This window comes from Actinomadura geliboluensis (assembly GCF_043197915.1).
In the GTDB taxonomy this organism is placed as follows: domain Bacteria; phylum Actinomycetota; class Actinomycetes; order Streptosporangiales; family Streptosporangiaceae; genus Spirillospora; species Spirillospora geliboluensis.
Genome location: NZ_JBICUA010000012.1, coordinates 85,448 through 106,302, shown reverse-complemented (window position 1 = coordinate 106,302; position 20,855 = coordinate 85,448). Strand labels below are relative to the sequence as shown.

The following is a 20,855-nucleotide window of genomic DNA, read 5'->3' as shown; positions in this document are numbered from 1 at the left end:
TCGCGGGTTAGGTTAGCCTTGCCTATGGACAACGCACAAGGTTAGCCTTACCTAACTTGATCTTCTGGCCGCAGAGGGAGTTGGCTGCCTTGTCCATCGGTCTGCGCACTGATGCGAACCCCACGGAGCTCGTGCTGGAACGCACCGCCGAGCCGCTCGCCGTCATGGCCCGGCTGGCCGGGTCCGGCCTCTTCGGCGACTACGTGGTGTACGAGCGGCCCGGCTCGTGGACGTTCGCGGGCGGCGTACTCGGCGAGGTCGTCCTCGACGCCGACACCGTCCACGTCCGCTGGCCGGGGCGCCCGCCGTCCACCGGGCCCTGGTCGGGCCGCCCCGCCGACGCGCTCCGCGACACCTTCGCCGACGCCCCGCTGCCCGCCTGGAACGCCTACGGCTGGATCGCGTTCGAGTTCGCCGCGCCGCGCCCCGCCGGGCGGCTCGCGCACCTGATCGTGCCGCGCACCGAGGTCCGGATCGAGGACGGCCGCGCCCGCGTCACCGGCGCCGACGCGCAGCGGGTCGCCGCGCTGCTCGCCGAGGCCGGCCCGGTCGCCGGGACCCCCTCCCCCGTCGACGTCCGCGTCGACGGCGACGCCTACCGCGCCAAGGTCGCGGCGGCCGTCGCCGAGATCCACGCGGGCCGCTACCAGAAGGTCATCGTCTCCCGCCGGCTGGACGTCCCGCACCCCGTCGACGTCATCGCGACCTACGCGCGGGGCCGCGAGGCGAACACCCCCGCCCGCTCGTTCCTGCTCGACCTCGGCGGCTTCCAGGCCACCGGGTTCAGCCCCGAGGTCCTCGCGACCGTGGACGCCGGCGGCCGCGTCATGACCCAGCCCCTCGCCGGGACCCGCGCGTTCGGCGCCGGCGCCGAGACCGACGCCCGCAGCCGCCGCGAGCTGGAGAACGACCCGAAGGAGATCTTCGAGCACGCCGTCTCCGTCCGGACGTCGATGGAGGAGCTGCGCCGCGTCTGCGACCCCGCCACCGTCCAGGTCACCGACTTCATGACGGTGAAGGAGCGCGGCAGCGTCCAGCACCTCGGCTCCCGCGCGTCCGGCGTCCTCGCGTCCGGCCGCTCCCCCTGGGACGCCCTGGAGGCCCTCTTCCCCGGCGTGACCGCGTCCGGCATCCCGAAGCCTGCGGCGATCGAGGCGATCACCCGCCTCGAGGACCGCCGGGGCATGTACTCCGGCGCCGTCGTGGCCGTCTCCCACGACGGCTCGCTCGACTCGGCGCTCGTCCTGCGCGCCCTCTACAGCGAGGACGGCCGCGCCTGGCTGCGGGCCGGCGCCGGGATCGTCAGCGCGTCCACGCCCGAGCGCGAGTACGAGGAGACCTGCGAGAAGCTCTCCAGCATCGCGCCCTACGTCGTCCGCCGCTGACCCGCCGCATGGCGGGTAGGGGACCCGCCATGCCGGAACTTCCCGATGTCGAGGGCTTCCGCCGGGTGCTCGCCGAGCACGCCGGCGAGCCGATCGCCGGGGTCGCCGTCCTCGACGCCGGCGTGCTGCGCGGCGTCACCGCCCGCGCGCTGCGCGACGCCCTGCGCGGCCACCGGTTCGAGGAGCCGCGGCGGCACGGCAAGTGGCTCATCGCCCCGGCCGGCGGCCCCGTCCTCCTGCTGCACTTCGGCATGACCGGCTCGCTCACCTGGCACGACGCGGCCGAGCCGCGGCACCGCCACGACCGCGTCGTCTGGCGCCTCCCCGGCGGCGAACTGCGCTACCGCGACATGCGCAAGCTCCAGGGCGTCCACCTGGACGACGCCGGCGAGGTGCTCGGAGACCTCGGCCCGGACGCCCTGGAGGTCTCCCGGCGCGACATCGCCGGCCTCCTGTCGCACCGCCGCGGACGGCTGAAACCGACCCTGACCGACCAGACCGTCATCGCGGGCCTGGGCAACCTGCTCGCCGACGAGATCTGCTGGCGCGCCCGCGTCAACCCGCTGCGCACGGCCTCGGACCTGGACGCGGCCGAAGTGGCCGCCCTCCACCGCGCCCTGCGCCGCGTGCTGCGCGACTCGGTCGAGGCCGAACGCGTCCCGCCGCGCCGCACCTGGCTCACCGGCGCCCGCGACAGGCCCGACCCCGTCTGCCCCCGCTGCGGCACTCCCCTGTGCAGCCGCCGCGTCTCGGGCCGCCGGACCGTCTGGTGCCCGGCCTGCCAGCCCGCGCGAGGCGAACGCGGGCGCTGAGAACGCTCAACGCCCGCGATCACGTGCCGCCGCCGTGGTTCACGCCGTGGCCAGGTAGCCGGCCAGGCCGTCCAGCAGCATGGCGCTGCCCTGCTCGGCCTGGTCGCGCTCCTCGGCGCCGTCGAACGTCTGGGACAGGGTGATCTTGGTGCGGTCGCCGTCGGCGGCCAGCTCCATCGTCATCAGGACCTGGTCGCCGCCGCCGGGGACGTCCATCCCCATGACCAGGCGCTCGTTCGGCACGACCTCGGTGTAGACGCCGGTCAGCGGGACGCGGGCGCCGCCGGGGATGACCATGACCGAACTCCAGGCGCCGCCCGGCCGGACGTCCAGGGAGACGTCCTCGGCACTGGCCCACTTGCCGTAGACGGCGGAGTCGGTCCAGGCGTCCCAGACCTTCTCGACCGGGGCGTCCAGCGTGCGGGTGATGGCGTAGTCGAAACCGGCGGTACCCATGGCTCTCCTCCTTCTCCGGCCCCCGCTCGGTGGGGGCCCGACTGGCACTGAAGCTATAGTAACGATCGATGACAGTCAAGAATTGTGACTATTTTCCCCGAGCGCCATCGGCGCGCACTCCACGAGGACAGCACCCGGGTATGACATTGCGGGAGGATGCCCGGGTGACCAGCAAGACACATGCGAAGGATCCCGATGCCGAAGCGTGAGCTGTACATCTCGGCGGACGTCGAGGCCGACGGGCCGATCCCGGGCCCGTACTCCATGCTGAGCTTCGGCCTGGCGGCATGCGGCACCTACGACGGACGCGACTTCACGCCGCTCGACCCGGCCAAGTCCACGTTCTACGCGGAGCTGAAACCCATCAGCGACGACTACGTCCCCGAGGCGCTCGCGGTCAGCGGCCTGGACCGCGACCGGCTCACCGCCGAGGGCTGGACACCGGCCGAGGCGATGAACGCGGCCGGCGCCTGGGTGACCCGCGCCACCGCGGAGGCGGACGCCGCCTCACCGGTCCTTGTCGCCTACCCGCTCGGCTTCGACTGGATGTTCCTGTACTGGTACTGGACGCGTTTCGCCTCCGCGGGCTCCCCGTTCGGGCACTCAAGGCACCTGGACATGAAGACCCTGTACGCCGCCAAGGCCGGCGCCATGGTCACCCGCTCGACCAAGCGGCAGATGCCCCCGGAGCTGCTCTCCGACCGTCCGCACACCCACAACGCCCTGGACGACGCGATAGAACAGGCCGAACTCTGCCAGAACCTCACCCGCTGGCCCGGCCGAGACCGGACGTAACGTCGTCGGATGGCGTTACCACCACCCCGAGCGCAATCCGCCCGCATCACCGAGGTCGACGTCCTCCGCGGCTTCGCGCTCTTGGGCATCACGCTGGCGAACACCGTCACTCTCACGGAAACACTATCCTCGGCGACAGGCGGCCTCGGCCACTGGGCCTTTGAGACCCTCCTGCACCAGAGGTTCTTCCCGATCTTCTCCTTCCTGTTCGGGCTGAGCTTCGGGCTGTTCCTGGACGCCGTCCAGGGGCGGACGCGCAGCCCCCGCCTGCTCATGATGGCCCGCCTGGGTTTCCTGGTGCCCTTCGGTGCGCTGCACCGCCTGCTGCAACCGCGTGAGGTCCTGCTGACCTATGCCGTCGTCGGCATCCTCGTGCTGCTCCCGGCGTCCTACCTGCCCGGTTGGCGCACGGTGCTGGCGCTGGGGACCGCCGCCACCGCGGCCGCGGCGCTGCTCGCCGGCGGCAGCACGCTCATCCCCGGCCTGTTCCTGATCGGCTTCGCAGCGGCGAAACACGGCCCGGACAGACTGCTCACCCTCCCGACGAGCCGCATCTGCACGGTCTTGGCCATTGCTTCCGTAATCGCCATCGCCCTGAACGTCCAGCAGATCTACTACGGCTCCGAATCCACCTCACGTGCGGCGACCGTGGCCGGACTGGCGACGGCCGCGACCTACGTGATCGCCATCGTGCTCCTACTCCGTACACCGATCCGACACGCGCTGCGCCCACTGGCGCCCGTCGGCCGCATGGCACTGACGTGCTACATCGCGGCCACGCCCTTGATCCTGATATCCGATCAGGCGTTGCACATCGACGGCGGCTATGGAATTGCTCTCGCCATCGGCATGGGCGTGTTCGTGACCGAACTGACTTTCAGCATGCTGTGGCTGCGCCGCGCCCGATACGGCCCACTCGAATGGGTGTGGCGTTGCCTGACCTGGTGGAGCTTCGTACCGAACAGCTCACGCGGGTCCTCGCGGCATGGTCCGGCCGGGCCGCGGTGGTCTCCGTCCCGTGACGGGTGCCGATAGCGTCCGTCCATGGACGTACCCGACCTGGCGGACCTGATCTGGCTCTTCGAGGACGAACCGACCTCGGAGTACGACGACGTGACCTGGCCGGTCGGCCTGCAGGGCTTCCGCCTCCGGCGGGGCACCCGCGAGGTGCTGTTCTCACTCGACGTTTGTCGTTGCGTCGGCCGGAAAGCCCGCGCGAACCGCGCGACCGCTTCGTAGGCTGGCGCGGTGATATTCGGGGTTTTGGGGCCGCTGGCCGCCTGGACGGACCATGGCGAGCCCGTCACGGTCCCTGGGCGCAAGGTACGGGCGCTGCTGGCGGACCTGCTCGTCCACGAAGGACGCGTCGTATCGTCCGACCGGCTCGTCGACGACCTGTGGGGCGACACGGCGCCGGCCGATTCCACGGCCGCGCTGCACGTGCGGGTGTCGCAGCTGCGGCGGGCGCTGGCGAGCGCCGAGCCCGGCGCGCGCGACCTCGTGGTGTCGCAGCCGCCCGGCTACGCGCTGCGGGCCGCGCCCGGCGCCGTGGACGCGGCGAGGTTCGCGCACCTGGCCGAGCTGGCGCAGGCGGCGGACGACCCGCGGACCAGGGCCGGGCTCCTGACGGAGGCCCTGGACCTGTGGCGCGGCCCGGCCCTGGCCGACTTCGCGGACGAGGAGTTCGCGCAGGCCGCCGTGACCCGCTGGGAGGAGCGGCGGCTGGCCGCGGCGGAGGCGCTCGCCGAGGCGCGCCTCGCCCTCGGCGAGCACCGCGAGCTGGTCGCCGAGCTGGGCGAGCAGGTGGCCCGGGAGCCGTACCGGGAGCGGCTGCGCGCGGCGCACATGCGCGCCCTCTACCGGGCGGGCCGGGTGGGCGAGGCGCTGGAGAGCTACCAGGACCTGCGCCGCCGCCTCGCCGGCGAGCTGGGGCTCGACCCGAGCCCGGAGCTGACCGCGCTGCACGCGGCGATCCTGGCCGGCGACCCGTCCGAGCGGGCGCCGGCGCCCGCGCCGCGTCCGGTGAAGCCCACCTCGAACCTGCCGGCCCCGGTGACCGAGCTGATCGGACGCGACCACGACGTCCGCCGCGTCCGCGAACTGCTGGCGACGGGACGGCTCGTCACCCTGACCGGTCCGGGCGGCGTGGGCAAGACCAGCGTCGCGCTCGCGGCCGCCCACGCCGTGGCCGACGCGTACCCGGACGGCGTGTGGCTGGTCGACCTGACCACGTGGGACGGGCGCGGCGACCCGGCGGAGACCGTGCTGTCCGTCCTGTCCATCCCGGACGTGCCGGGCGACGCGGAGACGGGCACCGGGGCGCGGCTCGCGGCGGCGCTGCGCGAGCGGCGGATGCTGCTGGTGCTGGACAACTGCGAGCACGTGATCGAGCCGGTGGCCGAACTGACCGGTGGGCTGCTGCCGGCCGCGCCCGGCCTGCGGGTGCTGGCCGCGAGCCGGGAGCCGCTGCGGCTGCGCGGCGAGGCGCGCTGGGACGTGGAGCCCCTCGACGTCCCGGGCACCGACGACCCGGACCGGCTGTCGCGGTCGCCCGCCGTCCGGCTGTTCCTCGCGCGGGCGGGGCTGGACCCGGCGCCGGAGACGGTCGCCGCCGTGGCGGAGGTGTGCCGCCGGCTGGACGGCATCCCGCTCGCCCTCGAACTCGCCGCCACCCGCGTGCCGGCGCTGGGCGTCGCCGAGCTCGCGGCCCGGCTGCGCGTGCCGCGCGACCGGTTCGGCCTGCTCGGCACGGGCCCGCGGGACGCGCCCGCCCGCCAGCGCACCCTGACCGCGGTGATCGACTGGAGCTGGCGGCTGCTGACCGGGCCGGAGCGGGCCGTGCTGCGCCGCCTCGCCGTCCACTCCGGCAGGTGCACGCTCGACGCCGCCGAGGCGCTGTGCGCCGGGGACGAGGTCGAGCCCGGCCAGGTGCTCGACCTGCTCGCCGGGCTGGTGGACCGTTCCCTCGTCGTCCGCGCGCCCGGGCCCCGGTTCCGGCTGCTGGAGTCGGTGTCGGCGTTCTGCCACGACCGGCTGCGGGAGGCCGGGGAGGAGGCGGAGCTGCGCCGCCGGCACGCCGACCACTACCTGGCGCTGGCCGAGACGGCCGATCCGCGGCTGCGCGGGCCGGGCCAGCGCGAATGGCTGCTGCGGCTGGACGCCGAGAACGCGAACCTGCGCGCGGCCCTGGACTCCTTCTGCGGGGACGGCGCGGCGGAGCGCGCGCTGCGGCTGGCCGGGACGCTGACCTGGTACTGGTTCCTGCGCGGCCGGTTCACCGAGGCCGACCGGGCGCTCGCCGCCGCCCTGGACGTGCCGGGCGAGGCGTCCGCCGGCGTCCGGGCGAAGGCGGCGGCCTGGCACGCCGGGCTGGCGCTCCTGCGGGGGCGGGCCGGGGCGGAGCGGGTCGCCGAGGTGCTGCACGACGTGGAGGCGGTGGCGGATCCGGTCGAACGCGTCCGGGCCCAGTGGTTCATCGCGAGTTCGGTGATCAGCTTCGGCGACGAGACGACCATCGCGAAGCTCCTGGCGTCCGCCCTGGGCACGGCCCTCGCCACCGGGGACCGCTGGGGCGAGGCGGCGGTGCTGAGCATCCGCACCGTCCTCGCCCACATGCGCGAGGAAACGGACGCCCTCGAACACGACGCCCGGCGCGGCAGCGAACTGTTCGCCGAGCTGGGCGACGAGTGGGGCGTGCTCCAGGCCGCGAACTGGCTGATCGGCCTCGCGGACATGGCCGGCGACCACGCCGCGGCGGCCAGGCTCGCCCGGGACGGCCTCCGCATCGCCGAGGATCTCGGGCTCTGGTCCGACGTGACCGACCTGCTGAGCTGGCTCGCCTGGACGTCGGTGCAGGCCGGCGACCACGCGAGCGCCCGCGAGCAGGGCGAGCGGGCGCGACGGCTGGCGGCCGAGCAGGGGCAGGCCGGGGAGGTGTTCGCCACCATCTCGGTGGCGTTCGCCGCGCGCCGCGGCGGCGATCTCGACGAGGCCGAGGAGCACCTGCGCTGGCTGCTGGCGACGGCCCGGGGGCGGCAGACCGAGGAGAGCCGTCCGCCGTACCTGCCGATGGTCCTGGCCGAGCTGGGGATGCTGGCCGCGCGGCGCGGCGACCCCGCGACGGCACTCGTCCACCACCGGGAGGCGTTCGCGGTGTGCCGCGACCAGGGCTCGGCGCGCGGGATGGCGTGGGCGCTCGCGGGCATGGCGGAGGCGCTGGCGCTGGACGGACGCTCCGGCGTCGCCGCGCGGCTGCTCGGCGCCGTGGAGACCACCCGGCGCGGGACCGTCCTGCCGCCGTCGCCCTCCGACCGCGCCGAACTCGACCGGATCACGGCGGCCGTCCGCGACGCGGAGCCCGATTTCGACGCCCTTTTCCAGCAGGGCTCCGAACTCACGCCCGAACAGGCCCGGTCCCTCGCGGACGAGGGCCGGGCCTGACCGGGGCACCGCCGTCTACTTCGGGACGTAGACGTGGACGGCGATCCCCGACGCGAACTGGTTGACGTCGGCCAGCTTCAGGTGCGTGGTGTCGAAGCCCGCGTCCTCGAACAGGTGCCGGCCGGCCCCGACGATGACGGGGAAGTACCAGAAGTGGAACTCGTCGACCAGGCCGTGCTCGACGAGGGTGCGGTCGACCTCGCCGGTGCCCCACTTCAGGATGTCCTTGCCCGGCTGCTCCTTGAGCTTGGCGACCTCCTCGGGGACGTCCTTGAGGACGGTGGCGTTCCACTTGGGGGCCTCGGTCAGCGTCCGCGACGCCACGTACTTGGGCATCGCGTTGATCATGTCGGCGCCGGGGTCCCCGGCCCTCGACAGCCACGCGTCCGCCATTCCCTCGTAGGTGACCCGTCCGACGAGGATGGCGTCGGCCCTGGTGATCAGGCCGGCCGAGTAGTTCTTGTGGTCCTCGTCCCAGTAGGGCATGCCCCAGTGCTGCGGCTCCGCCCGGGACGCCGTCGACGGCGTGGTGTCGTTGATGACCCCGTCCAGTGACACGAACGTCGACTCGATCAGCTTGCGCATCGTGCTGCTCCCTCTGTCCTCCGGCGGCTCCCCGCCGGTTCGATGACTCCAAGCTGCCGGAGGGGCCTTACGGTTTCCTTCAGGTCCCCCATCGACGCGCCGTAAGGCGACTCTGCTGTGCTTGTATATGCCGGTGTGACGGCTCCCCTTTATGTGCCCGTAGGGACTTCGGCAGAGCGGACTGCGGACAATGACGAGCGGGTCGTGCGCGTCCTGGCCAATACCGAGCAGCGTCTCGCGGCCCGCGTCGTCGACGGCGCCGTGGCGTTCGTGGTGGTCATGGCGGGCCTTTCGCCGGTCTATGTGGTCGGCCTGTTTTTCGAGGACGCCTCGTTTTCGTGGATGACGTGGGTGGGCATTCCGGCCGTGTTCCTCGGGGTCTTCGCCATGGTCCTGCTGCGTGTCGGGGGGATTGCGCGGTGGGGGTGCACGGTCGGGCAGCGGGTCGCCGGGATCCGGGTGGTGCGCCAGGAAGACGGGATGCGGCCGCCGGGGTGGTACAGGTCTTTCAAGCGGTACGCGCTTCCCCGGAGTTCGTCGTCCATTCCGCTGATCACTGATCCGTGGGAGCACAGGAAGGACGGACGGCTCGGGCAATGCCTGCACGACCGTCGGGCCAAGACGGTCGTCGTCCTGGCGCAGGCGCCGCCCGCGCCTGCGGAGAGCGGTGGGCTGGCGGTGCTCGGGTCTTCCGGTTCGGGTGCGGTGGGGGCTGACCATGTGCGGCGCTGGGAGAGGCGGGAGCGTCGGTGGCGCGTTGCGCTCGGCTCCATTGCCGGGGTCCTCGGAGTGACCGTTCTGGCGGCGCCGGTCGTCATCGGGCTCACGGCCGGTAGGGCTTCATCCGGCGGGGCTTCATCCAGCGGCGGTCCGGCGTTCGAGGTGAACACCTTCTACGACGATGACATCCGGTTCGAGAACGCCTTCGGTGGCGCCTCGGAGACCTACGAACGTACGGCGGCCGAGGTGCTGGACGACGAGAAGGGCTGCCGCGCCGGTGCGACCAGTGAGCAGGCCCGTGGTGTTCTGCGGCAGGCCGGGTGCGAAGGGCGGATCGAGATCGCGTTCAAGACCCCGGACGGGGTGCTGGTCAGCAGTCACGTCCTCAGGTTCGCCAATCCGGGCGCGGCGGGTGATGCCGCGCGGCGCTTGCGGCATACCGATCTGCGGTTCGTGCCGGGTGGCGACCTGGAGCCGCCGGGCGGGGCGCAGGTCGGGCAGGTGGGGAGTCAGGATCGGTATGTCGTCGCGACGACCGCCGTATCGCCCGCGCAGCCGGATGCGGCGGGCAAGGCGAAGAATGCCTTCCGGTTCATTCAGGCCCCTACTCTCAGCGTCATCCTCTGGCTGTGAGGGCGGGGATCGGCCGTTTCACCCGCCGGCCGCCTCTCGCCGGCGGCCGGTGGGTGACGGGGTCGCGTCAGGAGGCCGCCACTCGGGCCGCCAGGGTCTTTTTGCTGATCTTGCCTACGGGGGTGCGGGGGAAGGCGTCGGCTGTTTCCAGGCGGTCGGGGAATTTGTAGGCGGCGAGGCCGCGTGTGCGGAGGAACTCCTTGATCTCGGGGAGGGTGGGGGCCTTTCCGGCGTCCCTGATGATGAGGAAGGCGCAGGTTCGCTCGCCCATCATGGGGTCGGGGATGCCCACCACGGCGGCGTCGTGGACGGCGGGGTGGGCGAGCAGGTGGTTCTCCAGTTCCTCGGCGGAGACCTTGTCGCCGCCCCGGTTGATCTGGTCCTTCTCGCGGCCTTCGACGATCAGGTGGCCGGACGGGAGCTGCCGGACGAGGTCGCCGGTCCGGTAGTAGCCGTCCGGGGTGAAGGAGCGGGCGTTGTGCTCGGGGGCGCGGTAGTAGCCGCGCAGGGTGTACGGGCCCCGGGTCAGCAGTTCGCCGACCTCGCCGGGGGCCACCTGCTTGCCGTCCTCGTCGACGATCCGGATCTCGTCGGCGGGTGAGAGCGGGCGGCCCTGGGTCCGTTCGACGAGGTCGGCCGGGTCGTCCAGGCGCGTGTAGTTGAGGAGGCCCTCGGCCATGCCGAAGACCTGCTGGACCTGGCAGCCGAGGGTGCCCGGCACGTCGGCGGCGCGTTCGGCGGCGAGCTTCGCGCCGCCGACCTGGAGGAGTTCGAGGGACGAGATGTCCTCCTCCTGCCAGGACACCGCGTCCAGCCAGAGGAGCGCGATCGGGGGGACGACCGCGCAGACCGTGGCGCGCTCGCGTTCGATGAGGGGGAACGCCTCGTCGGGCGAGCCGGACGGGGACAGCACGACCGTGCCGCCGGTGGCGAAGACGCCGAGGATGCCGGGGCAGGCCAGGGCGAAGTTGTGCGCGGCGGGCAGGACGACGAGGTAGACGGTGGCCGGGGTGAAGCCGCAGACCTCGGCGCTGGCCTCCAGGTTGTAGACGTAGTCGCGGTGCGTCCGGGGGATCAGCTTCGGCAGGCCCGTCGTGCCGCCGGAGAGCAGGAAGACGCCGATGTCGGACGGGGACGGCGGCGCGGACGCGACGGGGTCGGCGTCCACCGACGCGAGCGGGGTGAACTCCTCCGCGTCGCCGTCCACGACCACGTGGTCCACGGGGAGGGCGCGGGCCATGGCGCGGTAGTCGAAGTCGCCGTCGCGGTCGGCGCAGATGTAGGCGCGGGCCTCCGACAGCTCGCACAGGTAGCGGATCTCGCTCTCGCGGTGGGCGGGCAGCGCCAGGACGGGCGCCGCGCCGATGCGGACGAGGGCGAGGAAGGTGACGACGAAGGCGGTCGTGTTGGGGAGCTGGACGACGACGCGGTCGCCGCGGCCGATGCCGAGGGCCAGGTACCCGGCGGCGGCGCGGGCGGCGCGGGCGTCCAGTTCGGCGTAGGTGAGGCGGTCGGCGCCGGCGACGAGGGCCGTCCGGGACGGGTCGCCGCGCAGGACGTCGCCGAGGAGGCGGTCCGTCCAGTGGCCGTCGGCGGTGTAGCGGGCTTCGAGGTCGGCGGGCCAGGGGGTGAAGCCGTCCATGCTCACCGCCCGGCCAGCTGGGCGGGGGCGCCGGGGACCGGCTCGGCCGGGTCGGAGCCGAGGGCGACGATGCGGTTGGCGGCGTCGACGTGGACGACGCGGGGCTCGTGGCGGTCCCGGGCGGACTCCTCCACGGACGCGTAGGTGATGATGATGACCATGTCGCCGGGCTGGACCTGGCGCGCGGCGGCGCCGTTGACGCCGATGACGCCGCTGCCCGCCTCGCCGGTGATGGCGTAGGTGACGAGACGGGAGCCGTTGGTGATGTCGACGACGTGGACCTGCTCGCCCTCGACGATGTCGGCCGCGGCCATGAGGTCCGCGTCGATCGTCAGGGAGCCCACGTAGTGCAGATCCGCCTGGGTGACGGTCGCGCGGTGGATCTTTCCGTTCATCAGCGTCCGCTGCACCGGTTCGTCCTCTTCTCCACGATCAACTAAGGCTAGGCTTACCTTAGCTAATCCCCCGGCAGAGGAGAACCCCGAGGATGCTCCGGCGACTGGCCATGGACATCAGTCCGCTGCGCGACAGCAGGCCGTTCCGCAACGTGTTCATCGCCCGCACGGTCTCGGTCTTCGGGATCGGGATGCTGGCCGTCGCCCTGCCCGTCCAGGTGTACGACCTGACGGGCTCGACCGTGCACGTCGGCGGGGTGTCGGCGGCGGAGGGGTTCGCGCTGCTCGCCGGGTTCCTGTGGGGCGGCGCGCTCGCCGACAAGGGCGACCGGCGGCGGCTCATGCTGCGCGCCCGGACGGCCGCCGGGATCGGGTTCGTGCTGCTGGCGCTGAACGCGTTCCTGCCGTCCCCGTCGCTCGCCGCCCTGTACGCGCTGGCCGCGTGGGACGGCCTGATGACCGGCATCAGCGTCACCGCGCTGCTCGCCGCGACGCCCGCGCTGGTGGCCGCGGACAAGCTCGTCGCGGCGGGCGCGCTGAACGCGCTGACCGTCCGGCTCGGGTCGATGGCCTCGCCCGCGCTCGGCGGGGTCATCGTGTCGGCGTTCGGCGTCGGCTGGAACTACGCGGCGGCCGCGGCCGGCACCCTCGGCACGATCGGGCTGCTCACCACGCTGCCGGTGCTCAAGCCCGAGACCGCGGAGCCGCCGGGCAACCCGCTGAAGGCCGTCGGGGACGGGTTCCGGTTCGTCGCGTCCCACCGGGTCGTGGGGTCGCTGATGCTCCTCGGGCTGCTGTTCATGGTCGCGGGCGGCATCCCCGTGCTGATGCCCGCGTTCGCGGAGCGGAGCCTGGACGGCGGCGCCACCACGGTCGGGCTGCTGTTCGCCGCGCCCGCGTGCGGGGCCGTGCTCGCGTCGGTGACGAGCGGCTGGGCGGGGTCGGCGCGGGCGCCGGGGCTGGCGCTGCTCGTCGCGTCCGTGACCGGGTTCGCGGCGCTCGCGTGCCTCGGCCTGGCCCGCCATCCGGCGCTCGCCGTCGCGATCCTGTTCGCGTACGGGTTCGTCCAGTCGATCGAGGAGATCCTGCGGTACGGGCTGATCCAGTCGCACACGCCCGACTCGCACCTGGGACGCGTCAACGCGCTCTGGGCGGCGCAGGAGACCGGCGGCGGCGCGATCGGGTCGCTGGGGGCCGGGGCCCTCGGCCGGTACCTCGCGCCGGGCGCCGCCATCGTCCTGTACGGGACGGTCAGCGCCGTCCTCGCGCTGGCGCTGGCGCTGACCCTGACCGGGCTCCGGACGGCGAAGATGCGCCCGGAGCCCGAACCCGGCTGATCAGCCGAGGCGCGCGGCGAGCTCCTCCTCGGTCATCGCCTCGACCTCCAGCCAGATCGCGGCGACGGCCTCTAGGCGGCCCGGCTCGTCCTCCAGCTCGGTGAAGCGGCGGCAGACGCGCGCGACGGTCCGCTCGGCGAACAGCACCCGGACCGGCAGCGCGGTCGTGTCGAGCGCCTCCCGCAGCCGCGCGACCACCGTGGTCGCGAGGACGGAGTCGCCGCCGAGCGCGAAGAAGTCGGCGTCCGCGCCGACGCGCTCCTCCCCCAGCACCTCGGCGACGATCCGGGCCAGCACCTTCTCCAGCGGCGTCGCCGGCTCGGCGTAGGGCGCCTCGCCCTTCTCGGCGGCGGCGAGCGCGGTGAGGGCCTTGCGGTCGACCTTGCCGTTCGCGGTGAGCGGCAGCTCGTCCACGCGGACGAGCCGTTCCGGCACCATGTGCGGCGGGAGGAGGCCGCGGGCGTGCTCCAGCACCTCGTCGAGGTCGCCGGACGCCACGACGGCCGCGGCCAGCTGCCCGCCGGCGAGGAGCGCGACGGCGCGGCCGACCGCAGGGTGGTCCTGCAGCGCGGCCTCGACCTCGCCGAGTTCGATGCGGAAGCCGCGCACCTTGACCTGGTGGTCGCGGCGGCCGAGGAACTCGATGGCGCCGTCCGGGCGGTAGCGGGCGAGGTCGCCGGTCCGGTACCAGCGGGCGCCCTCGTGAATGACGAACCGGTCGGCGGTGCGCTCCGGGTCGCCCGTGTAGCCGTCCGCGACGCCGGCGCCGCCGATCCACAGCTCGCCGGCGACCCAGTCGGGGCGATCGCGGCCGAGCTCGTCCACGACCCGGCACGCGACGCCGCGCAGCGGCACCCCGTACGGGACGGCGTGCCAGTCGGCCGGCACCTCCCCCGCGACCTCCTGCACCGTGGAGTGGATCGCGGTCTCCGTCGTCCCGCCGAGCGCGACGAACCGGCAGCGCGGCGCGCGCTCCGCCAGCAGCGCGGGCAGGTGCGCACCGACCCAGTCGCCGCCCAGCAGGACGAGCCGCAGGCTCTCGGGGCGGCCCGCGTGCAGCAGCATCTCCAGCACGGACGGGACGCAGTTCAGCACGGTCACCGACCAGCGGCGCACCAGGCCGGCCCAGCGGGCGGCGTCGCGCCGCTCGTCCTCGTCGGGCAGGACGACCGCGCCGCCCGCCGACCAGGCCGCAAACAGGTCGAACACCGACAGGTCGAAGTCGAGCGCGGAGATCGCGAAGGTGACGTCGTCCTCCCCGATCGCGAACCGCTCGGCCAGGTCGCCGATGGTGTTCATGGCCGCGCCGTGCGGCACCTCGACGCCCTTCGGCTCGCCGGTCGAGCCCGACGTGAAGAGCACGTAGGCGGCCTGGTCGGGACGGACGGCCACCGGCTCCGGCAGCGGCTCGGCGTCGGCGGGCCGGCCGGCGGGCACCGTGCCCGCGACGCCGACGCCGACCTCGGACTCGCCGGCGGGGACCAGAAACGCGGCGACGGCGGCGCTCGCGCGGATCTTCGCGCGGCGGGCGTCCGGCTGCTCGGGGCCGATCGGGACGTACGCGGCACCGGCCGCGAGCACGCCGAGGGCGGCGGCGACCTGCGCGGGGCCCTTCGGCAGCTCGACCGAGACGCGGTCGCCGGGACGCACACCGGCGGCGACGAGCGCGGACGCGATGCGCAGTGCGCGGGCGGCCAGTTCGCCGTAGGTGAGGGTGCCGTCGTCGCCCCAGTGCAGGGCCGGAGCGTCCGGGCGGCGGCGGGCGTGCTCGAAGAAGCCCTCGGTGAGCGTGCGCGGCGGCGGGGCGGGGGTCGCGTTCAGCACGTGCCGCACGCGGAGCTGGGACGCGGGAGCCGCGACGCCGAGCGGCGCCGACCAGTCGGCGTCCGCCGCGCCCAGCCGGGTGATCGCGTCGGTGTAGGCGGCGAACATCGCCTCGGCGACGCCGTCCGGGAACGCCGGGACGCGCACGTCCCAGTTCAGCAGCAGACCGCCGGACACCTCGGTGACCTGCGCGTCCAGCAGCACCTGCGGGCCCTGCGAGATGATCCACTCCGGCTCGCCGAAGTGCTCGCGGACGCGCTCGCCGAACAGCTCCCCGAGGTTCAGCGCGCTGGTGTAGACGATCGGCGCGAGGACCTGCTCCCCGCGCCGCCGCGACAGGTCGCGCAGCACCTCGAGGCCCGAGTAGTCGCTGTGCGCGCCCGCCGTGTGCAGGTTCGCCTGGAGCCCGCGCGCCCGCTCGACGAACGGGAGGTCCTCGCGGAGGTCGGCTTCGAGCATGATGGAGCCGGTGAAGTCGCCGACGACCGCGTCCACGTCCGGGTGGACGGGCTCTCGGTGGAACAGCGGCAGGTTCAGCAGGAAGCGCGGCGTCGCCGACCAGGCCCCGATGACCTCGGCGAACACGGCCGCCAGCGCCATCGCCGGGGTGACGCCCTCGGCGTGGGCGCGCGCGATGAGGCGGGCCTTGTCGTCCGGCGCCAGCCAGTGGTGCAGGCGCTCGACGCGGTCGCCCGGCTCCGGGACGACGGGCAGCTCGGGCGGGCCGGGGAGGCCGGCGAGGCGCTCGGCCCACCACGTCCGGTCCTGCTCGCGCGCGGCGGCGCGCGGGTCGTCGGCGAGGTAGCGGGCGTAGCCGTACCGGATCGGCGCGAGCGCCTCGCCCTCGTACAGCGCGGCGAGGTCGGCGAGCATGACGCGGTAGCTCATCGCGTCGGCGGCGACCATGTCGACGTCCAGGTGGAGGCGGGCGGTGCCGCCGGGGAGCAGGCTGAGGCGGGCGTCGAAGACGCGGCCGTCCTCGATCGGGAGGCGCTGCCGCGACATCTCGGCCCGGATCCGCGCGAGCTCGGCGTCCGGCTCGTCCGCCGACCGCAGGTCGTGGACGGTCACGGCGGGCCCGGGCCGCTCGGGCAGGATCCGCTGCGTGCCGTCGTCGGACACGGCGACGCGCAGCATCGGGTGCCGCGCGGCCAGGTTGCGGACGGCGTCCTCGAACCGGGCGGGGTCGATGGCGCGGCCGTCGAGCTCGACGTACAGGTGGGCGGCGACGGAGCCGAGCGACTGGCCGGAGTCGCGGCCGATCCAGTAGGCGTGCTGCATGAGGGCGAGGGGGAAGGGCTCGTCCGGCTCGATGTCGGCCTGCTCCACCACGGGCGGTCCGGCGGCGGGCGGCCCGGCCGCCGGCTCCACCTGGCCCTTCGCGGCGAGCAGCTCCCACCATTCGGCGAGCGTGGGGCGCTCGGCCAGTTCGGCGAAGCGGACCTCGATGCCGCCGCGGCGCAGCCGGCCGGTCAGCTGCATCAGCCGGATCGAGTCCATCCCGAGCTCGATGAGGTTGTCGTCGGCTCCCGCGTCCTCGCCCAGCACGTCGGTCAGCGCGGTGTGCAGCTCTTCCCAGGTCAGCACGGAACCCCTCTCAAAATTAGGTAAGGCTAACCTAATTCAGGGGGTTTCGGCCGTCAACGCCCGCCGCCGCCCGGCCGGGACGATCAGCGGCGTCTCGGTCTCCGGGTCCGGGATGACGCGGCACGGGAGCCCGAACACCCGCTCCACCAGACCGGCCGTCACGATCTCGGCGGGCGGCCCCTCGGCGAGCACCTCGCCGTCCCGCATCGCGATCAGGTGGGTGGCGTAGCGGCAGGCGTGGTTGAGGTCGTGCAGCACCGCGACGAGCGTGCGGCCCTCCTCGTGGAGGCGCGCGCACAGGTCGAGGACTTCGATCTGGTGGGCGATGTCCAGGTACGTCGTCGGCTCGTCCAGCAGCAGGATGCCGGTCTGCTGGGCCAGGACGAGCGCGAGCCACACCCGCTGGCGCTGCCCGCCGGACAGCTCGTCCACCACCCGGTCGGCGAGGTCGGTGACGCCGACCGCGTCCATCACCTCGGCGACGACCGCCTCGTCCTCCCGCGACCACTGGCGCAGCAGGCTCTGGTGCGGGTAGCGGCCGCGCGCGACGAGGTCGCGGGCCGTGATGCCCTCCGGGGTGAGCGGCGACTGCGGCAGCAGCCCGAGCCGCCGCGCGAGCCGCTTCGGCGGCAGCGCCGCGATCGGCTCGCCGTCCAGGTAGACCGTGCCGGCGCGGGGGCGCAGCAGCCGGGCCAGGGCGCGCAGCAGCGTCGACTTCCCGCACGCGTTCGGCCCGACGATGACGGTGAACGACCCGTCCGGGATCTCCACGCCGAGCCCTTCGGCGACGACGCGCTTCTCGTAGGCGAGCGTGAGGTCCTCCGCGCGCAGCCGGGTCATGTCGTCCCCTTCCGTCCGGTGGTGGACAGCAGCCAGGCCAGGTACACGCCGCCGAGGACGCCGGTGACGACGCCCACCGGCACCGCGACCGGCAGGTGCAGCGAGATGAGGTCGCTGCAGGCGAGCAGCGCGGCGCCCGTCAGCGCGGCGGGCAGCAACGGCGCGCCGGGTCGTCGGGTCAGCCGGCGGGCGAGCTGCGGCGCGGCGAGCGCCACGAACGGGACGGGCCCGGCCGCCGCCGTCGCCGCCGCGACGAGGCCGACCCCCGCGACCGTGAGCAGCGCGCGGGTGCGCTGGACGGGCACGCCGAGCGCCTGGGCCGCGTCGTCGCCCAGCTCCCCCATGCCGAGCGGGCGGGCGAGCAGCAGCGCCGCCGGGACGAGCACCGCCAGCGCGAGCGCCAGCGGGACCGCCTGGTCCCAGTCGCGCCCGTTCAGGCTGCCGGTCAGCCAGAACGCGGCCTCGTACGCCTCGCGCAGCTCGGCGCGGGTGATGAGGTAGGAGTTGAACGCCTCCAGCATCGCCGCCGCCGCGACGCCGATCAGCACCAGCCGGACGCCGTGCACGCCGCCGCCGGGCCGGTAGGCGACCAGGTAGACGGCCAGGGCGGTGACCACCGCGCCCGCGACCGACGAGACAGTGATCGCGACGGCGCCGCCGCCGAACACGAGGATCTGCAGCAGCGCGCCCGTCGCCGAGCCGGTGGTGAAGCCGATGAGGTCGGGACTGCCGAGCGGGTTGCGGGAGATGCTCTGGAAGATCGCGCCGCTGAGCCCGAGCGCGAGCCCGGCGAGCAACCCGGTGACGGCGCGCGGCAGCCGCAGCGTCTGGACGATGAACTCGGTGGCGCGGTCGCCCTGCCCGACGACGGCCCGGACCACGTCCGGCGGTGAGATCGGGAACTCCCCCGACCCGACGACGAGGACGGCCGCGCAGGCCGCGACCGCCGCCAGCACCCCGCACACCGCCGCCGCCCGCGGCTCCCACCGCAGCGACACGCCGCCCGCGCGCAGCACTCTCATAGGTCGCGCGTCCTCCCCCGCCGGACCATCACCGCGAACAGCGGCGCCCCGAGGAACGCGGTGACGATGCCGGTCTCCAGTTCGCCGGGCGCGACGACCCGGCCGATGATGTCGGCACCGAGCAGCAGCACGGGCGCGAGCAGCAGCGAGTACGGCAGCACGAGCCGCTGGTCGGGGCCGGCCGCGGCGCGGACGATGAACGGGACGGCGAGCCCGAGGAACCAGATCGGCCCGGCCGCGGCCGTCGCCGACCCGCACAGCAGCACCACGGCGAGCGCGCCGAGCGCCCGCGTCCGGCCGGGCCTTGAGCCGAGGGCGCGGCCCGCCTCGTCGCCCATGCCGAGGGCGTTCAGCGGGCGGGCGAGCAGCAGCGCCAGGACCGCTCCCGCCAGCACGAACGGCAGCACGCGGTAGAACACCGCGAGCTCCCGCCCGCCGAGCGAGCCGACCTGCCAGAACCGGAAGCCGTTGAAGTTGGCCGGGGTGAACAGCATGACCCCGGCCGTCATCGCGCTGAACACGGCGTTGAGGGCCGCGCCGGCGAGCACCAGCCGCGCGGGCGACGCGCCGCCCCGCCCCCGCGCGCCGATCAGGTAGACGAGGACCGCCGCGCCCGCCGCGCCGGCGAACGCCGCCCACACGTAGACGAGCGGGTCGCCGGCGTCGGCGAGGCCGATGACGAGCACGACCGCGAAGGCGGCGCCGCCGTTCACGCCGAGCAGCCCCGGCTCGGCGAGCGGGTTGCGGGTGAGCGCCTGCATCACCGCGCCGGCGAGGCCGAGCGCCGCGCCGACGGCGATGCCGAGCAGCGTGCGGGGCAGCCGCAGCTCGTGGACGATCAGCTCCGCCCGCGACCCGTCGTCCGGGCCGAACACGCCCGGCAGCACCCGCCCGAGCGGGACGTCCCCGGCGCCGATCGCGAGGCTCGCCACCACCGTCGCGAGGAGCACGGCCGCGAGCAGGGGCAGCCAGATCCGGTGGGCGCCGCGCCGCCCGCCTCGCTTCGCCGGGGTCGTCGGCGGGCCGGTTCGCGCGGGGGACAGCACGATATGAGGCTAGCCTAAGCTAACTATCCCGGTGAAGGCGGCTCATCGAAGAATGTGGCGGCCCTGGCGACGACGCCGCAAGGGGCCAGGTCAGGGCGCGGGGTGGTCCGGGTGCGCGAGGAGCCACGCCCAGATCTCGATCGGGTCCTCGGCGGTGTGCTGCGCGCCGCAGTGGCAGACTCCGGTGAGGGTGTCGGAGCCCGGCGACCACTCCACCCGCAGCCGGCCCGCCGCGGGGCCCGCGCCCCGGCCCGCGCTCATCGGGCCGTCTGCCGCGCCAGGATGCGGCGGGCGGCCAGGCCGCCGGTGTCGATGTTGATGGACAGCTCCTGGTAGCCCTCCGGCTCGGACGCGATGACCTTCTCCAGGACGTTCAGCGCCTCCACGTCCTGGAGGACGACCGTGCGGTTGCTGTCGGCCAGGAACTCCGACACCTTCTCGTCGTCCAGGGCGAAGTCGCGGGCGACCAGCCAGAAGTCGTGCGTGCTCGTCTCGGTCTCGGGCGTGATGGCGTAGCCGACCTCGACGTGGAACGCCCGGGAGTCGTCGCCGTCGGGGCCCGGCTCCACGCCGGTCGGCGCGATGCGGCTGTGCAGGAGGTAGAGGCACGGCGGGTGGTACTCGATGTCCTGCCAGCGGTCGATGCGCCCCTCGATGCCCGTCGACTCGGAGTAGAACGGCGGGCACTCCACGTCCTTCATGCGGCGGCTCACGTAGACGATGCCCGCCTCCTCGTCGACCTCCGTGTTGATCGGGGTCTGCGCCACCTCCGGCGTGCCGATGTAGCCGGCGTGCAGGTAGGTCTCGTGGGACAGGTCGAGCAGGTTGTCGACGAGCAGCCCGTAGCGGGCGGCGAGCGGCTCCATCCCGCGGACGGTCGTGTACTCCGGCGAGTCGAACCACGCGGCGCGCGGGATCGCGGACGCGTCGCCCTCGCCGTCGCCGATCCAGACCCAGATGAACGAGTCCTGCTCGACGACCTGGTAGGCGCGGACGCGGGCGGTGCGCGGGACGCGGGCCTGCCCCGGCACCGCGACGCACACGCCGTCGGGCGCGTAGGTGAAGCCGTGGTAGCCGCAGACGATCCGGTCGCCGTCCCGGTTGCTCTCCGACAGCGGGAAGCGGCGGTGCACGCAGCGGTCGGCGAGCGCGACCGCCTCCCCCGCCCGCGTCCGGTACAGGACGAGGGGCTCGCCGCAGATCGTCCGGGCGAGCAGGCCGTCGCCGACCTCCCGGCCGTAGGCGGCCACGTACCACTGGTTGCGTGCGAAGACCATGGGTCGCTCCTCCGTGGATGGCAGGGTCACGACGACCATCGCGGCGGGCGGGTGACCCG

At 74.1% G+C, this 20,855-nt stretch carries 18 protein-coding genes; 8 read left to right on the top strand and 10 right to left on the bottom strand.

Annotated features, from left to right (window positions below; translation table 11 throughout):
* Positions 1-89 precede the first annotated feature (89 nt).
* Both ACGFI1_RS33930 and ACGFI1_RS33925 read left to right on the top strand, forming a co-directional pair.
* On the top strand, positions 90-1,385 hold the full coding sequence (locus ACGFI1_RS33930; RefSeq protein ID WP_392791290.1) for a salicylate synthase: 1,296 nt from the start codon (positions 90-92) through the stop codon (positions 1,383-1,385).
* A 29-nt stretch (positions 1,386-1,414) separates the two neighbouring features.
* On the top strand, positions 1,415-2,197 hold the full coding sequence (locus ACGFI1_RS33925; protein WP_392791287.1) for an Fpg/Nei family DNA glycosylase: 783 nt from the start codon (positions 1,415-1,417) through the stop codon (positions 2,195-2,197).
* 39 nt (positions 2,198-2,236) lie between these two features.
* Here ACGFI1_RS33925 and ACGFI1_RS33920 read toward each other — a convergent pair whose 3' ends face one another.
* Positions 2,237-2,653 (bottom strand): SRPBCC family protein, encoded by a 417-nt coding sequence (locus ACGFI1_RS33920; RefSeq protein ID WP_392791284.1) that lies wholly within the window; start codon positions 2,651-2,653, stop codon positions 2,237-2,239.
* Between the two features lie 195 nt (positions 2,654-2,848).
* Between ACGFI1_RS33920 and ACGFI1_RS33915 the strand changes: the two genes are divergently transcribed.
* Genes ACGFI1_RS33915 through ACGFI1_RS33900 form a run of 4 tightly spaced genes read left to right on the top strand, consistent with a single transcriptional unit; the run spans position 2,849 to position 7,888 of the window.
* Positions 2,849-3,448: an exonuclease gene (locus ACGFI1_RS33915; protein ID WP_392791282.1), complete on the top strand. Its 600-nt coding sequence runs from the start codon at positions 2,849-2,851 to the stop codon at positions 3,446-3,448.
* Between the two features lie 9 nt (positions 3,449-3,457).
* On the top strand, positions 3,458-4,483 hold the full coding sequence (locus tag ACGFI1_RS33910) for a DUF418 domain-containing protein (RefSeq protein WP_392791279.1): 1,026 nt from the start codon (positions 3,458-3,460) through the stop codon (positions 4,481-4,483).
* Positions 4,484-4,492: 9 nt separating this feature from the next.
* Positions 4,493-4,687 carry a hypothetical protein gene (locus ACGFI1_RS33905; protein ID WP_392791275.1) on the top strand — a complete coding sequence of 65 codons (195 nt, stop codon included), beginning with the start codon at positions 4,493-4,495 and terminating at the stop codon, positions 4,685-4,687.
* Between the two features lie 24 nt (positions 4,688-4,711).
* Positions 4,712-7,888, top strand: coding sequence for a BTAD domain-containing putative transcriptional regulator (locus ACGFI1_RS33900; protein WP_392791273.1), 3,177 nt, complete (start codon positions 4,712-4,714; stop codon positions 7,886-7,888).
* Between the two features lie 15 nt (positions 7,889-7,903).
* On the opposite strand, the gene ACGFI1_RS33895 is transcribed toward ACGFI1_RS33900, so the two are convergent.
* Positions 7,904-8,473, bottom strand: a complete 570-nt coding sequence (locus ACGFI1_RS33895; RefSeq protein ID WP_392791270.1) for a dihydrofolate reductase family protein — start codon at positions 8,471-8,473, stop codon at positions 7,904-7,906.
* 204 nt (positions 8,474-8,677) lie between these two features.
* Here ACGFI1_RS33895 and ACGFI1_RS33890 point away from each other — a divergent pair, with 204 nt between their 5' ends.
* The gene (locus ACGFI1_RS33890; protein WP_392791268.1) at positions 8,678-9,826 is read left to right on the top strand and encodes an RDD family protein; all 1,149 of its coding nucleotides are present in this window, start codon (positions 8,678-8,680) and stop codon (positions 9,824-9,826) included.
* Between the two features lie 67 nt (positions 9,827-9,893).
* On the opposite strand, the gene ACGFI1_RS33885 is transcribed toward ACGFI1_RS33890, so the two are convergent.
* A complete protein-coding gene (locus ACGFI1_RS33885) occupies positions 9,894-11,468 on the bottom strand; it encodes a (2,3-dihydroxybenzoyl)adenylate synthase (protein WP_392791265.1) in 1,575 nt (524 codons plus the stop codon).
* Between the two features lie 2 nt (positions 11,469-11,470).
* On the bottom strand, positions 11,471-11,878 hold the full coding sequence (gene panD, locus ACGFI1_RS33880) for an aspartate 1-decarboxylase (RefSeq protein WP_138636974.1): 408 nt from the start codon (positions 11,876-11,878) through the stop codon (positions 11,471-11,473).
* A gap of 77 nt (positions 11,879-11,955) precedes the next feature.
* Here panD and entS point away from each other — a divergent pair, with 77 nt between their 5' ends.
* Positions 11,956-13,200, top strand: a complete 1,245-nt coding sequence (gene entS / locus ACGFI1_RS33875; protein WP_392791262.1) for an enterobactin transporter EntS — start codon at positions 11,956-11,958, stop codon at positions 13,198-13,200.
* Here the strand turns inward: entS and ACGFI1_RS33870 are convergent, their stop codons facing one another.
* From ACGFI1_RS33870 to ACGFI1_RS33845, 6 genes are all read right to left on the bottom strand, one after another.
* Positions 13,201-16,611 carry a non-ribosomal peptide synthetase gene (locus ACGFI1_RS33870; protein WP_392791260.1) on the bottom strand — a complete coding sequence of 1,137 codons (3,411 nt, stop codon included), beginning with the start codon at positions 16,609-16,611 and terminating at the stop codon, positions 13,201-13,203.
* A 36-nt stretch (positions 16,612-16,647) separates the two neighbouring features.
* The gene (locus ACGFI1_RS33865) at positions 16,648-17,451 is read right to left on the bottom strand and encodes an ABC transporter ATP-binding protein (protein ID WP_138636971.1); all 804 of its coding nucleotides are present in this window, start codon (positions 17,449-17,451) and stop codon (positions 16,648-16,650) included.
* Positions 17,448-18,473 (bottom strand): FecCD family ABC transporter permease, encoded by a 1,026-nt coding sequence (locus tag ACGFI1_RS33860; protein WP_392791258.1) that lies wholly within the window; start codon positions 18,471-18,473, stop codon positions 17,448-17,450. The genes ACGFI1_RS33865 and ACGFI1_RS33860 overlap by 4 nt, the downstream gene beginning before the upstream one ends.
* Positions 18,470-19,519 carry a FecCD family ABC transporter permease gene (locus ACGFI1_RS33855; RefSeq protein WP_392791256.1) on the bottom strand — a complete coding sequence of 350 codons (1,050 nt, stop codon included), beginning with the start codon at positions 19,517-19,519 and terminating at the stop codon, positions 18,470-18,472. The genes ACGFI1_RS33860 and ACGFI1_RS33855 overlap by 4 nt, the downstream gene beginning before the upstream one ends.
* 90 nt (positions 19,520-19,609) lie before the next feature.
* Entirely contained in the window at positions 19,610-19,780 is a 171-nt protein-coding gene (locus ACGFI1_RS33850; RefSeq protein WP_387067352.1) for a hypothetical protein, read from the bottom strand.
* Complete coding sequence (locus ACGFI1_RS33845) at positions 19,777-20,796, bottom strand: Rieske 2Fe-2S domain-containing protein (protein ID WP_392791253.1); 1,020 nt, start codon at positions 20,794-20,796, stop codon at positions 19,777-19,779. Before ACGFI1_RS33845 ends, ACGFI1_RS33850 begins: the two co-directional genes overlap by 4 nt.
* Between the last annotated feature and the right edge of the window lie 59 nt (positions 20,797-20,855).